Origin of the sequence: Rhizobium sp. 42MFCr.1 (assembly GCF_000377185.1) — a bacterium.
Taxonomy (GTDB): Bacteria; Pseudomonadota; Alphaproteobacteria; order Rhizobiales; family Rhizobiaceae; genus Rhizobium; species Rhizobium altiplani.
Genome location: NZ_KB897836.1, coordinates 61122 through 74589 on the forward strand (window position 1 = coordinate 61122; position 13468 = coordinate 74589).

At 59.3% G+C, this 13468-nt stretch carries 14 protein-coding genes; 2 read left to right on the forward strand and 12 right to left on the reverse strand.

Annotated elements, in window-relative coordinates:
* Nucleotides 1-77: 77 nt before the first annotated feature.
* Nucleotides 78-290, forward strand: a complete 213-nt coding sequence (locus C934_RS35700; protein WP_018858147.1) for a hypothetical protein — start codon at nt 78-80, stop codon at nt 288-290.
* A gap of 132 nt (nt 291-422) precedes the next feature.
* On the opposite strand, the gene kduD is transcribed toward C934_RS35700, so the two are convergent.
* From kduD to C934_RS0118580, 5 genes are all read right to left on the reverse strand, one after another.
* The gene (gene kduD, locus C934_RS0118560) at nt 423-1175 is read right to left on the reverse strand and encodes a 2-dehydro-3-deoxy-D-gluconate 5-dehydrogenase KduD (RefSeq protein WP_018858148.1); all 753 of its coding nucleotides are present in this window, start codon (nt 1173-1175) and stop codon (nt 423-425) included.
* 8 nt (nt 1176-1183) lie between these two features.
* Complete coding sequence (locus tag C934_RS0118565; protein WP_018858149.1) at nt 1184-1522, reverse strand: cupin domain-containing protein; 339 nt, start codon at nt 1520-1522, stop codon at nt 1184-1186.
* An 11-nt stretch (nt 1523-1533) separates the two neighbouring features.
* A complete protein-coding gene (kduI, locus tag C934_RS0118570) occupies nt 1534-2376 on the reverse strand; it encodes a 5-dehydro-4-deoxy-D-glucuronate isomerase (RefSeq protein WP_018858150.1) in 843 nt (280 codons plus the stop codon).
* A gap of 62 nt (nt 2377-2438) precedes the next feature.
* Nucleotides 2439-3350 (reverse strand): 5-dehydro-4-deoxyglucarate dehydratase, encoded by a 912-nt coding sequence (kdgD, locus tag C934_RS0118575; RefSeq protein WP_018858151.1) that lies wholly within the window; start codon nt 3348-3350, stop codon nt 2439-2441.
* A gap of 93 nt (nt 3351-3443) precedes the next feature.
* Nucleotides 3444-4118 (reverse strand): FCD domain-containing protein, encoded by a 675-nt coding sequence (locus tag C934_RS0118580; protein WP_018858152.1) that lies wholly within the window; start codon nt 4116-4118, stop codon nt 3444-3446.
* A gap of 341 nt (nt 4119-4459) precedes the next feature.
* Here C934_RS0118580 and C934_RS0118585 point away from each other — a divergent pair, with 341 nt between their 5' ends.
* Nucleotides 4460-5608: a mandelate racemase family protein gene (locus C934_RS0118585; RefSeq protein ID WP_018858153.1), complete on the forward strand. Its 1149-nt coding sequence runs from the start codon at nt 4460-4462 to the stop codon at nt 5606-5608.
* A 28-nt stretch (nt 5609-5636) separates the two neighbouring features.
* On the opposite strand, the gene C934_RS0118590 is transcribed toward C934_RS0118585, so the two are convergent.
* The 7 genes from C934_RS0118590 to C934_RS0118620 all read right to left on the reverse strand — a co-directional run bounded on the left by C934_RS0118590 (nt 5637) and on the right by C934_RS0118620 (nt 13464).
* A complete protein-coding gene (locus tag C934_RS0118590; RefSeq protein WP_018858154.1) occupies nt 5637-6695 on the reverse strand; it encodes a dienelactone hydrolase family protein in 1059 nt (352 codons plus the stop codon).
* A gap of 60 nt (nt 6696-6755) precedes the next feature.
* Complete coding sequence (locus tag C934_RS0118595) at nt 6756-7514, reverse strand: ABC transporter ATP-binding protein (RefSeq protein ID WP_018858155.1); 759 nt, start codon at nt 7512-7514, stop codon at nt 6756-6758.
* Nucleotides 7511-8362, reverse strand: a complete 852-nt coding sequence (locus C934_RS0118600) for an ABC transporter ATP-binding protein (protein WP_018858156.1) — start codon at nt 8360-8362, stop codon at nt 7511-7513. Before C934_RS0118600 ends, C934_RS0118595 begins: the two co-directional genes overlap by 4 nt.
* Before the next feature lie 10 nt (nt 8363-8372).
* Nucleotides 8373-9215, reverse strand: coding sequence for an ABC transporter permease (locus C934_RS0118605; protein WP_112667743.1), 843 nt, complete (start codon nt 9213-9215; stop codon nt 8373-8375).
* Between the two features lie 67 nt (nt 9216-9282).
* Nucleotides 9283-10299: an ABC transporter permease gene (locus C934_RS0118610; RefSeq protein ID WP_018858158.1), complete on the reverse strand. Its 1017-nt coding sequence runs from the start codon at nt 10297-10299 to the stop codon at nt 9283-9285.
* Nucleotides 10300-10366: 67 nt separating this feature from the next.
* The gene (locus C934_RS0118615; protein WP_026371916.1) at nt 10367-11962 is read right to left on the reverse strand and encodes an ABC transporter substrate-binding protein; all 1596 of its coding nucleotides are present in this window, start codon (nt 11960-11962) and stop codon (nt 10367-10369) included.
* A 422-nt stretch (nt 11963-12384) separates the two neighbouring features.
* The gene (locus C934_RS0118620) at nt 12385-13464 is read right to left on the reverse strand and encodes a mandelate racemase/muconate lactonizing enzyme family protein (protein WP_018858160.1); all 1080 of its coding nucleotides are present in this window, start codon (nt 13462-13464) and stop codon (nt 12385-12387) included.
* Nucleotides 13465-13468 lie beyond the last annotated feature (4 nt).

The window sequence follows — 13468 nt, forward strand, 5'->3', positions numbered from 1 at the left end:
AACAATGGCCCACGCCAGACGTTCCTTGAGTTAGCGACGGGTGCGTCGCGAGGCTCATCGAAAGGACGTGATTCAAGATGGAAATGACGGAGGGCCGTCAGCTTGCGGAGGAATATCTCCGGCTAGGCGGAAAGAGGCGCGTCAAGATCGACGACAATCAGCAAACTGTCCGCGCATGGGAGGCAGACCCGCCCGCCGCCGAGCAGTTTTGGCATGATCGTGTCGAAGCTTTGGAAATGCGTCGCCGAAGGGAAGTCGAATTCTTCCTGCCATCTATCAACTCCCCGTAATTGCAGGGGATGAGGAAGGGTTCTTCATTTTCTGACCCGGACATCGGTCCTGGCCAGTCGTTGGGCTTTTGCGCCGCTCATCTACAGTTCCACGGTCCTCGCATCACCCGGCCAAGGACTTGCCTGGCTGGTTCAGCGCGCAAGCCATCCGCCATCGACAGGCAAGACGATGCCGTGGACATAGTCGGACGCCTGTGATGCCAGGAACACCGCTGCGCCACCGAGTTGCGCGGGATCGCCCCAATGGCCGGCCGGGATGCGGGCAAGAATGCCGGCGCTCCGGTCCGGATCCTCGCGAAGCGCGGTCGTGTTGTTGGTCACGAAATAGCCCGGAGCAATGGCATTGACATTGATGCCCTTGCCCGCCCATTCGCAGGCCAAGAGACGCGTCAATCCGGCAAGGCCGCTCTTCGAGGCCGTGTAGGAGGGAATGCGGATACCGCCCTGGAATGACAATAGCGAGGCGATGTTGATGATCTTGCCGCCGCCTCGTTCCAGCATATGCCGGGCAACAGCCTGCGACAGAAAGAAGACGCTCTTCAGGTTGATGTCCATGACCGCATCCCAATCGGCCTCCGTGAAGTCGATGGCGTCGGCGCGGCGGATGATGCCGGCATTGTTGACCAGGATGTCGAGCTTGCCAAACGTCGCTACGGTTTCATCGACGATTGCTTTGACCGGCTCGATCGATCCAAGATCGGCCTTGATGGCGTGAAAGCCAGCACCGATCTCGCGAACCGCAGCTTCCGTTTCGTCCATCGATGAGCGGCCAACGGCAACGATCGAGGCGCCGGCCGCCGCCAGCGCCACGGCGATTGCCTGGCCAAGGCCGGTATTGGCACCGGTGACGACCGCCACCTGCCCGGAAAGATCGAACATGGTCATGGCAGGCCTCACTTGAGGAATTCGGCGCGATGTGGCGTAAACGTATCGATCAGGCGGCCCTTCTCGAGAGCCTTGACCCCATGTACCAGATCGGGGGGGACGATGAAGCTGCCTCCCTGGTGCAGGGTTTCCGTCCTGCCGTCGATCGTCACCTCGAAACTGCCCTCAGCCACATAGCTTGCCTGGATGTGGGGATGGGAATGAAGCGCACCGACGGCGTCCTTCTCAAAAACCACCTCGACCATCATCATCTCAGGCAGGTAGGCCATGATACGACGGGTCACGCCAGGTTCCGGACTGGTCCACTCGGCATCCTTGGCCGGCACGAAAAGATCACTCGCTGCCATATTCCCCCTCCTCACCTAAGATCTTCGATGGCGACAAGGTCGACGTCGGTGTAGTCGACATTGTCACCGGCCATGGCCCAGATGAATGTGTAGCTTGATGTGCCGACACCGGAATGGATCGACCAACCCGGCGACAGGATCGCCTCCTCGTTCTTCACGATCAGGTGGCGCGTTTCGTTCGGCTCTCCCATCAGATGCACGACGCGGGCCTTTTCCGGCAGATCGAAATAGAGATAGGCCTCCATCCGCCGGTCATGCACGTGGCAGGGCATGGTGTTCCACACCGAGCCTTCGGCAAGCGTCGTCATGCCAACGACGAGCTGACAGGTTCTGACACCGTCCGGATGGATGAACTGGAAAATCGAACGCTCGTTGCTCGTTGCCTGAGCGCCGAGATCGACGCGCTTGGCATCTGAAATGCCGATATGCTTCGCAGGGTGACGGACGTGCGCGGGGGCGCTCAGCAGGTAGAATTTTGCCGGTTGTTCGGCCGATACGGACCGGAATGTCACCGAAGCCCCCATGCCGGCATAGACCATGTCGCGGGTACCGGCCTGAAACTCTTCGCCGTCGACGCTGACGATGCCGGCACCACCAATATTGACAGCGATCAGCTCGCGCCGCGCCAGAAGCGTGTCGGTCCCGGCAGGCTTGATCGTTTCCAGTGAAAGCGGCGCGGAAGTCGGCATTGCACCACCGACGATCATCCGGTCGTAATTGGTGTAGTGAAGCTGGATGCGCTCCGCCACGAAGAGTGGCGGCAGCAAGAAGTTTTCGCGAAGCTCTTCCGTACTGAACCGTGCCGCAGTCTTCGGATCGATCGCATAGCGGTTGGTAAAATCAGTGTGGCTCATCAAAGCCGTCCTTCCGTCTGTGTTTTCTCAGTTCGTCAGCGACATACTGACGGTGCCGCTTGTCATCTGCGGTGCGGAGCTACCAGCTTCTCGAGCATCGAGACCTCGTCCACTGTAAGGTCTGTCAGGGGCGCGCGTACTGGACCGCTATCAAAGCCCTGCAGGCGCACGCCTGCCTTGACGGCGGATACCGCGTAGCCCTTGCGGCGGTTGCGTATCTCCATGAACGGGAAGAAGAAGTCACGCAGGATGCGATTGGTAGTTTCGGTCTTCCCGGCCCTTAGCGCCGTGTAGAATTCCTGTGCCAGAGCCGGCACAAAGTTGAAAACCGCCGACGAATAGGTCGTCACACCCGCACCGAGATATGCATCCGCAAAGAGCTCGGCAGTCGGCATGCCGCCGAGATAAGTGAGCCGGTCGCCGATGGTTGCTGTGATCTGTCGTACCAGCCCGATTTCGCCTGAGCCATCCTTGAATCCGACCAGATTGGGGCAAACCTCGCAGAGCCGTGCAAGGGTATCGGCCGACAGGATGGCGTTGTCGCGATTATAGACCATAACGCCGATGTCGACCGCGTCACAAACCGCCTTCACGTGTGCAAACAGGCCGTCCTGGCTGGCATCGATAAGATATTGCGGCAGCAGCAGAATGCCGTCGGCCCCCGCCTCTTCGGCCAATCTGGCGATCCGCACGGCCATCTTCGTGCCGTATCCGCATCCCGACACGATCGGCGTTGCGCCCGCTGATGCCTTGGCCGCACGCACCACCTCCGGCAGCTCGTCGGGCGTCAGCGAGAAGAATTCGCCGGTACCACCGGCTGCAAACAAGACACTCGCGCCGAAACCGGAAAGCCAGCCGACATGGTCTTCGTAGACAGACCGATTAAACCGATCGTCGTCGTTAAAAGGGGTGACGGGGAAAGAAAGAAGGCCAGCTCCAAGAGCTGCCTTCAAAGAAATGGGGTCCAGTGCCATGGATATCCTCCGGACAGAACGAGAGTCGATGGCAGTGAAACTAGCAGAGATATGATGACTGTCAATAACTCATCATACGATAATTGAGATCACTCAGCCGCGCTTGATGAAATTCCGGTAGCGCTGTTGGCTTCCCTTCAGGTGGAGACGCATCGCCTCTCGCGCCGCGGCCTCATCCTGGTCCGATATCGCCCGGGCAATTCGCAAATGCTCGGCCTGAATCTGCTGCAGGTACTCCTGCGAGGATCTCTCGGTATCACCCTCAGCCAAGACGCCCCTAGGAATGATCTGCTTGCCGACCAACTGTAAAAACTCACGAAAACGGGGATTGCTGGTGGAATCAGCTATCGCCAGGTGAAACGCCCTGTCTGCCTCGACTGTCGGCTTTTGATCCTGCTTCAGTCGCTCAATCTCGTCATAGGCCTCAAGAATGGCCTCTTCCTGGGCCGGCGAACGCCGTATGGCCGCAAGCCCGGCGGCCTCGATTTCGATCGCGGCCCGCAGCTCAAGCATTTCAAGCAACGAGGAGATCTTATTGGGATCGGCGCTTTTGAACCCGTCATAGGCGCCGGCCGGAGGCGTCAGGACGAAGACGCCGACCCCGTGGCGCGCTTCGACCAGTCCGTCGGCACGAAGGGAAGCGATCGCCTCTCGGATTACCGTTCGGCTGACCTCGTATTCCTGCGTCAAACCACCTTCCGTTGGCAACCGATCGCCGGGCTTCAAGGCCCCTGACGCAATCGCATCGCGCAGGCGGCGCGCCACCATTTCCACTAACGTCTCACCGCTTTTGCGTTGCTCTGTCCCCGTCTGCTGAACCACATTTTGCCCCATATTTGTCCCCGCCCTCTGTCGATCTAGACATCCCGAACGACGCTCACCTGTCAAGTGATTGCAAAAATCCGATTGACCAGAGCGCGTCAGACATATTATGACATTAGTGACGCCGTATTACAAGTAAGCATCCGGAGGCCTTCGGCAAAGGGATCGCCGCGCACGTCAGCACCGAAACAGTCCAGGCGATGACGCGACAGGACTGTGGATCGAGCCTTCGACATTTGCCGTATTCGGCCACGGGCCGGACACAAAAAGAACCTGGAGGAGAAAACTTGAAGATCGTTGATATTAACGTGCGCGTCTTTGCGCACACAACCTATCGCCACGCCGACACGGCAGGACATGCCCATCCTGGGCCGGCTCATAAGGTCAACCTTGCGCTGCTGACGATCGTCGCAGACGATGGCACCGAGGGCTACTGCTTTTCCCCGCCCGAAATCGTTCGTCCGCATGTCCTCGACAAGTTCATCAAAAAGGTACTGATCGGCCAGGATCCATTTGATCGCGAGAGACTCTGGCAGGAACTCGCCCATTGGCAGCGTGGAAGTGCTGCACAACTGACCGACCGGACGCTTGCTATCGTGGACTGCGCGCTGTGGGATCTCGCCGGACGCAAGCTGGCTATCCCCGTCCACAAGCTTATCGGCGGCTATCGCGACAAGGTGCGGGCCTATGGATCGATCATGTGTGGCGATGAGCTCGAGGGCGGCCTTGCAACGCCGGAAGACTACGGGCGCTTCGCCGAAAAGCTGGTAAAGCGCGGCTACAAGGGGATCAAGCTGCATACCTGGATGCCTCCGGTCTCGTGGGCACCTGATGTGAAAATGGATCTGAAGGCCTGCGCGGCCGTGCGGGAGGCCGTTGGTCCCGATATCCACCTGATGATCGATGCGTTTCATTGGTATAGCCGGACCGAGGCGCTCGAACTCGGCAAGGGCTTGGAGAAGCTGAGCTTCGATTGGATCGAAGAGCCGATGGACGAGCAAAGCTCGGCCTCCTACGCCTGGCTTGCGGCCAATCTCGACATTCCCGTTCTTGGCCCGGAGAGCGCTGGTGGAAAGCACTTCAGTCGCGCCGAGTGGATCACCTCGAATGCCTGCGACATCCTGCGGACAGGCGTGCACGATGTCGGCGGCATCAGCCCTGCGATGAAGTCGATGCACCTTGCGGAGTCCTTCGGCATGTATTGCGAAATTCATGGCAACGGCGCCCCGAACCTGATCGTCGCCGCCTGCAGCAAGAATGCCAAGTGGTACGAACGAGGCCTCTTGCATCCCTTCCTCGAGTATGATGACGGCTTCGAGTATCTGAACGCGCTTGTCGATCCCATGGACGAACATGGCTATGTCCACCTTTCCGATAAGCCGGGTCTTGGAGAAGACATCAACTTCGCCTTCATCGAGGCGAACTTGGTGGCATGAACAAGAGGGGCTGGCGAAGCGTCGTTCGTCAGCCCCTGAGAGCCGCATCGAGCCAGTTGAGCGCAGCGTCCTGCTCTGGGATGGGAAACTCGTGGCCGCCTTGCCAGATGGCCGTTTTCAGGTTTTCCATCCCCTTTCCGGCCGACCAGAGCTCACGCAGACGGCCAAACGCAGCCTCAACGACGGCTGGAGGGAAATGCCGGTCCTCGCGCCCGCTCAGAAAGTAGCCCGGCTTCGGCGCTGCAAGGCCGGCAAAGTCGGGATAGTCTAGCTTGCCCGCGATCTGTGGATGCAGCATGTAGAATGCCGATTGGCCGCGCAACTGGTTGCTGCCGGTCTGCATGAGCCCATCCAGGGTGCCCATCCAGCCGATTGCACAGAAGGCCGCAATGTCGGCAGAAAGGGCTGCGACCTGCCAGGCGCGGTACCCGCCAAAGGAAAATCCGAAACTTGCCACGCGCTTCCGATCAACCTCTGGCAACTCGCCAAGAAATTTGGCGGCTGCGATATCCTCCATGGCAACGACTGAGGCAAGCGAGACACCGAACTGCATCAGGTTAGCGGCAAGCGCCTGCTGCGCTTCGTACCCGTTGCCGCAACGGCTTGACCAGCCGAGCGCATCGACGCTGAGAACGACATAGCCACGCCGCGCCGCCTCTTCTCCAGGAAAACGTCCGCCATAGAAACGATCTGCCCACGCCCGCGCGGCTTCCCGCGTCGGACCATCTGGCGGCGCAGGGACTACCTTCTCCTTGCCGATATTGAAGGTCGCACCGTGATCATGCAACATCAACAAGGCTGGTGCAGGTGTCTGCTGGTGTGGCAGGAGCAGAAGGGCCTCAGCCACCTCGCCATTGGAAAATCGAAGGCTCAACCGTTTGCCGGCAAAAGACGAGCAATCCCATTGCTCCATCGTTTCGACCCCGTCGACATGACATGCGTCAGGATCGATCGACTGCACGACATGGTCCAATGTCGAGGAACGCCACGTCACGAAGTCGACCGAAGAGCCGCCGAATCTCAACGGAAATGCTGACGCATCGCGATGCCGTCGAGCGATGGAGGCAAGATTGTCGCGGTCGATCATCGGCCTTCATCCATATTGCCCGGCGCTGCCAACCTCACGATTGCGCCGCTTGGCGCCAGCTCAAACTGCCTGGTCGTACTCGACACTGGCTCGGATCAGCTCCCTTGCGTAGGGATCGGTCGCCCGCCCCGTCGAAAGGACCGCACGGTCCAGGATCTCGACGATGCGTCCATGCTGCATGACCGCCAGCCGATCGCACATATGGTCGATCACCGCGAGATCATGCGAGACGAGGAGATAGGTCAGCCCCTTGCGTGCTCTAAGCTCGGAGAGGAGGTTCAGCACTTCTGCCTGAACGGACACATCGAGGGCCGAAGTGGGCTCGTCGAGCAGCAGGACGGAAGGATCGAGGATGAGTGCGCGTGCGATGGCGACGCGCTGGCGCTGCCCGCCGGAGAGCTCGTGCGGATAGCGCTGGAGAAAGGCGGGAGTGAGCCCGACCTCAATCAGCGCCTGTTCCATGCGTTCTTGATGGCGATCCATACGCTGAATGCGCAGGGGCTCCTGAAGCGCGGTTTGGATCGACTGGCGCGGGTGAAGCGATCCGTAGGGGTCCTGGAAGACCATCTGGACGGTACGGCAGTATTCGTCCTGAGGCGTATCGCGGACGGCTTTGTTGTTGATGGCAATCCTACCATCCCACGCGTTCAGCAGGCGGGCGATACACCGTAGGACCGTCGACTTGCCCGAGCCAGATTCTCCGACTAGCCCGAAGGACTCGCCCTTGTCGACGCTGAAGTTCACGCCCCCGAGAATGCGCTTTGCGTGCACGCCAATGCCGAGCGAAATGGATAGATCTTCAATCTCGATCGCGCTCATGGTGTACCCTCAACTGTTGCGACTTTGATGGTCTGGCTGCGGCTCAAGACAGGCAGTGGGCGGCGGTCACCGCCGATGTGAGGCTGCGCTGCCAGCAATCCGCGTGTGTAGGGATGCTCTGCGTTCTTCAGGTCGCGCGCCTGCCGTTCCTCGACGAACTCGCCCGACCGCATCACCAGAACGCGGTCACAGAAATTGCGGACCAGGTTGAGGTCATGGCTGATCATGATCAGCCCAATGCCCTTACTGATCACCAGGTCATTGAGGATCTTCAGCACCTGCATGCGTACAGTGACATCGAGCGCCGAGGTCGGCTCATCGGCGATGATCAGCTCAGGCTCGGGGATCAACATCATCGCAATCATGACGCGCTGCCCCATTCCGCCCGAGACCTCGTGCGGATAAAGACTGAACACCCTCTCAGGATCACGAATCTGCACTGCCTCCAGCATTTCCAGCGTGCGTTGCTTGGCCGCGCCGCGTGAGGCGCCACTGTGTATGCGATAGGCTTCCGCAACCTGATCGCCGACCCGGTGGACTGGATTGAGAGAAAACTTCGGGTCCTGCAAGATCATCGACATACGGCGTCCGCGGACCTGCAACATCTCTTTCTCGCGGCAGGTCAGCAGATTGGTTTCACCGAATTGCATCCGCTCGGCTGTAATATTGGCCGTCGGCAGAAGCTTCAGTAGCGCCCGACCGATGGTGGATTTTCCCGATCCGGATTCACCAACGATCCCCAGCCTCTCTTGCCCGAGCGAGAACGAGATTCCCTTGACAACCGGGTTGTCACCTTTGCGGCCGCGATAGCTGACATGCAGATTGCGGACATCGAGGAGATTGGCCATGTGACGTTCCTCACTTCTGCTTCGGGTCGAGCACGTCGCGAAGACCGTCGCCCAACAGGTTGAAAGCAAGACTGACGAGCAGGATCGCGCCGCCTGGAAACGCAACGAGCCACCAGTTGTCCAGCATGTAGCGCCGGCCCGTCGCCATCATCGCACCCCATTCGGGCAAGGGCGGTTGCGCGCCAAGTCCGAGGAAGCCGAGGCCAGCAGCAGTGAGGATCACCGTCGCCATGCTCAGCGTAATGCGGACGAGGACCGAGGGCAGACACATGGGCATGATCGACTTTACGATGATTCGCAGTGGCGAGGCGCCTTGCATGCGCGAGGCAGCGATATAGTCCGCCCCGCGAAAGGTCAGCGTCTCGGCTCGTGCCAGGCGGGCAATTGGTGGCCAGGCAGTGAGCGCTATAGCGATGATCGCGTTCTCCAGGCCCGCGCCCAATGCCGCGACAAAGGCAAGCGCCAGGATCAGGCTCGGAAACGACAGGAAGATATCGGTAATGCGCATCATCACCGTATCGCACCAGCCGCCGAAGTATCCGGCTGTCGTTCCAACCAGAAGTCCGACCGGGCCAACGATGATAGACACGATGAAAATGAATGTCAGGCTGATCCGACTTCCATAGACGAGGCGGCTGTAGACGTCCCTTCCCAGTTCGTCCGTTCCGAACCAATGAAGGCTGCTCGGTCGGCCCAGAGCGTTGCCGAGGTCGACGACATTGGGGTCATGGCTGGCGAGAACGGGAGCAAGCAGCGCAGTCAACAGCAGTATCGCGATGACGATGACGCCGAAGGCAGCTGTTGGGTTCGCCAGCAACTCGCCGATGACCGCGGCGAAACGTCTGGCCGCCATGACAACAGGTCCGTTGCGACGCTCAGTCAAAACAAGATTGCCCATTTCAAGATGTCCTGGTGCCATGTCACCGCGTCCTTGGATCAAAGATCTTGTAGAGTGCGTCTGAAAGCAGGTTCAGCGCGATGAAGATAACGCCCACAAGCAGCACGCAGGTCATGACCGCGTTCATATCGCCGATGAGCATGTTGTTGGTGATGTATTGTCCAAAGCCCGGCCAGGAGAAGACCGTCTCAATCAGCACCGCCCCTTCGAGTAGGCTGCCATATGCCAAGGCAACGATGGTGACGAGCTGAACCCGGATATTGGCAAAGGCGTGATGCCAGATCGTCCGGCCCTTCGACAATCCCTTCACTCGCGCCGTCGTAATATACTCCTGCCCAAGCTGGTCGAGCATGAAACTTCGCGTCATCCTGGTGATGTAAGCCATCGACGAGTAACCGAGAATGCTGGCGGGCAGGATGAGATGGTTGAGCGCGTCGCCGAAGACCTCCCAGTCGCCAGCGATCGCCGCGTCAATGAGCATGAAGCCGGTCGTCTCCGGCACAAGGCCGATATAGTAGTCGGAAATCCGCCCGCCGCCGCCCACGAGCCCAAGCACCGCATAGAAAATAATGAGGCCGATCATGCCCGTCCAGAAGATCGGCATCGAATGCCCGATCAGCGTCAGGAAGCGGATGATGTGATCGGCTGGCCGATTACGATTGATCGCCGCGAATATACCGAGAGGTATCCCGAAACCAGCCCCACAAAGAATGGCGAAGGTGGCAAGTTCAATCGTAGCCGGCATGACATGAGCGATGTCGCTGATGACGGGCTGTCCCGTGCGGATAGAAACTCCGAAGTCGCCGCGCACCACGTCCCCGACGTAGCGGATGAATTGAGTGTGAAGCGGCAGATTGACCCCCAACCGCTCTGCGACCAACTCGTAGGTGGCGCGATCCGCCTCCTCCCCGACGATCGCTCTCACCGGATCCACCGGCATCAGTCGACCGATGCAAAACGTCAGGATGAGGAGGCCGAGCAAGGTCACCATAATGGTGCCGGCCTGCCGCGCGGCGGCAAAGATGCGATCATGGCTCATTGCTGGATCTTTCATAGTCACAAAATGGCATATGCGACGGGACACACCCGTCGCACGTGTTGGCGGCCTAGCGTTCCTTGGTGACCGTACGCAATTGCGTCGACCAGGACGGATTCAGCGCCAGCCCCTTGATATCGGCGCGCACGCCCACGGTATCCACTACCTCGGAGAAAGGCTGGATCGCCGGTACGAGGTCGGCATAATACCCCTGGATATCGCCGTAGAGTTTAGTCTGAGCAGTCTTGTCGCCTTCAACCTGCGCAGCATCGATCATGCTGTTCAGTTTTTCGTCGAAGAACGACGTGCGCCAACCCTGGAAGTTTGTCAGCTTTGCCTCATCCGAATTGTTCGGGTTGTAGGCGATAGCGCGCAGATTGGAGTCAGGATGCGGCAACTGTCCGCCGCCGCCGCGGCCGACAAGCAACTCGAATTTGCGTTCGCGCATCGCGCCGTAGATCTGATCGCCGGACCCGGTGATGACTTCGGCCTTGATGCCCGCCTGGGCAAGTGTTGCCTGGAGAGCCGTTGCGAGGTTCAAGAACGGCGCGTCCGAAATACCGCGGAGCGTCGTCGAAAAACCGTTCGGATAGCCTGCTTCGGCCAACAGCGCCTTCGCCTTCTCGACATCGAGCTTGTAGCCGGCATCAGGCAATGCACCGAAGATGCCGCTTGGGATCGGCCGATCGCGTAGCTTGCCGAAATACGGCAGGACAGTCTTGTCGAGACCCTGATAGTCGATCAGATAGCGAAGTGCCTCTCGAACCTTCGGGTTCTTGAACTTCTCATCTTTCATCGACACCGCAAGATAATAGAAGCCACTGCCACCGATTGTTTCTATCTTGACGTCCTTGTTGGCTTCCAGCGACTTGAGATCGGCCGCCGACATCGAGAAGGCAATGTCGATATCGCCCTTCTCCAGCATCAGGCGCTGGCTCTGCGATTCTGCCAGATGACGCATGATGATGCGGCGCATCCCCGGCTTATCGCCCCAATATTTGTCGTTGCGATCAAGAACGACGCGCTCGTTCGAGCGCCATTCACCAAGGACGAATGGTCCCGACCCCGCTGAATGCGTGGTCAGCCAGGCGGCACCCTTGTCACCGTCCTTTTCATTTTCCAGCACAGTCTTGCTGTCATAGATCGATCCCGGGCCAACGATGCCCAGCGTCATGATGATAAGTTCCGGGTCAACCTTCTTGGGAAGCGTGATGACCACGGTCTTGACGTCCGGAGCGGTGAAGCTTGCCTCGGCGTTGTCGGCAGTGAACCCATGGGTCTTCAAGAACGACGCCTGGGCCAGGTTCAATGACATCAGCCGCTTCAACGACCAGACGACGTCCTCGGACGTGACGGGGTTGCCGGAAGCAAAGGTCGCCCCGTCTCGCAAGGTGAAAGTGATCTTCGACTTGTCATCGCTGACGACCCAGCTCTCCGCGAGCTGAGGTGTAACCTCGGACCTGTTGACAGGATCGAGTGAAACCAGGTTGTCGTATATGTTGGCGAGAACCTGGACCGTCTCCTTGCCGGTAATGGCCGCCGGATCCAATGTCAGGATATTGTTCATCGAGAAGCCAACAACAAGCATATTTGGCGGCGTTTCGGCACGAAGCGGTGCGCTCCAGCATGCTGCGCCGATAACCGCTGCAGCAATCATTGCCTTCATGTGATACATCGAAAATCCTCCTTTGCCGACTCCCGATCGACTGGTGATACTATCTGTCATAATATCTCATTAGTCAAGTTGTATGATATGCCCACGCGGCAGCGATCCGTATTTTCGCGAGCGGGCGGCAATTGCCCTGACGGTCAGAAACACCTCCCGATAGCAAGAGCCCATGGAGAGCAACTCCCGGGCACTGGCCCGTAAGGAGCTCCTTAAACCGATGTCCTCGAAGAGGTGAGCCGCGTCGATCTGAGGCGTAGCGTCCAAAGACGCCGACTGCAATTGTGAATGCCTTCAGGTAGCCGGCGCGTCCTTCAAGTGTCTCGTTCACGACAGGAACGCCGGTTCTCATCTTCGCCGGAAACGCAAACGGCGAAGGCGGCTTCCTTGGGAAGGCTCCCGCCGTTCCGCAGTGCTTGTTGTCACAGGCTGTAGCACCGAATAGCAGCGCGATCCAATGCCATTGCCCAACCCGGCGCATCGGGAACCCGCGCCAGACCGTCGATAAGATCGATCTTCTCCTGATAGAGCGGAGCGAACCAATCCATGTATTCGAGAGAATGAGCCGTAGGCACATGAGCAAGGAGCTGTAAGCTCATTTCCGGGAAGAGGTGTGACGAAATCGGCAAGTCGAAGCTCGCCGCCAGCGCGCCGACGCGCGCAAATTCGGTTACACCACCGACCCGTTGAAGATCGGGCATGAGAATAGAGGCGGCGCCTGCTTCGATCATCCGCCGAAAGCCGTAACGAGTGTATTCGTTCTCCCCTGAGGCGATCGGTATTCGCAGGGCGTTCGCCACCTTGGCCGAAGCCTCGAGGGCATGCGCCGGTACAGGTTCCTCGAACCAGGCGATGTCGAATGGCGCCAACGCATCGCCGAGCCTGATGGCGGCATCCGCATCCAGCACCTGATTGGCATCGACCATCAGCGCGATCTCGCTGCCGATCGCCGCCCGGACGGCTTTGACCCGCGGCAGGTCGACTTCGATCCTTCCGGCAAGTCGCAGCTTCATCGCCTTGAAACCCTGCGCGACGAAACCCTCGGCTTGGCGCACCAGTGCCGGGATGTCCTGGGTGAGCCACAACCCGCCGCTCGCATAGGCTGGAATTGTCTCCCGGCACCTGCCGAGCATCCGCGAGATAGAAAGACCAGCGCGCTTGGCTCTGAGGTCCCACATAGCTCCGTCGATCGCCGAAATACCCATGATCGAGACGCCAGTGAAGCCGATGAAGTTGATGCGCCGCCAGGCATCCGCCCAGAATGCGCCGGTATCGTCCGGATCAAGGCCGATCACAGCGTCGGACAGCACATGCACCATGGCGTCCAGAAGCTTTACCTGCTCCGGCCGGATGGTGAAGATGAGGTTTTCACCCCGCAATCCCTCATCGGTGCCGAGGTCTACGACGATGCAGGAGAGCTGGCGAATGGTGGCGGTGGCATTGCCGAGCGGTTCGGCGAGAGGCAGGCTGACGGCGGTGGTGGTGAGGTGGGTAATTTTCATGAGA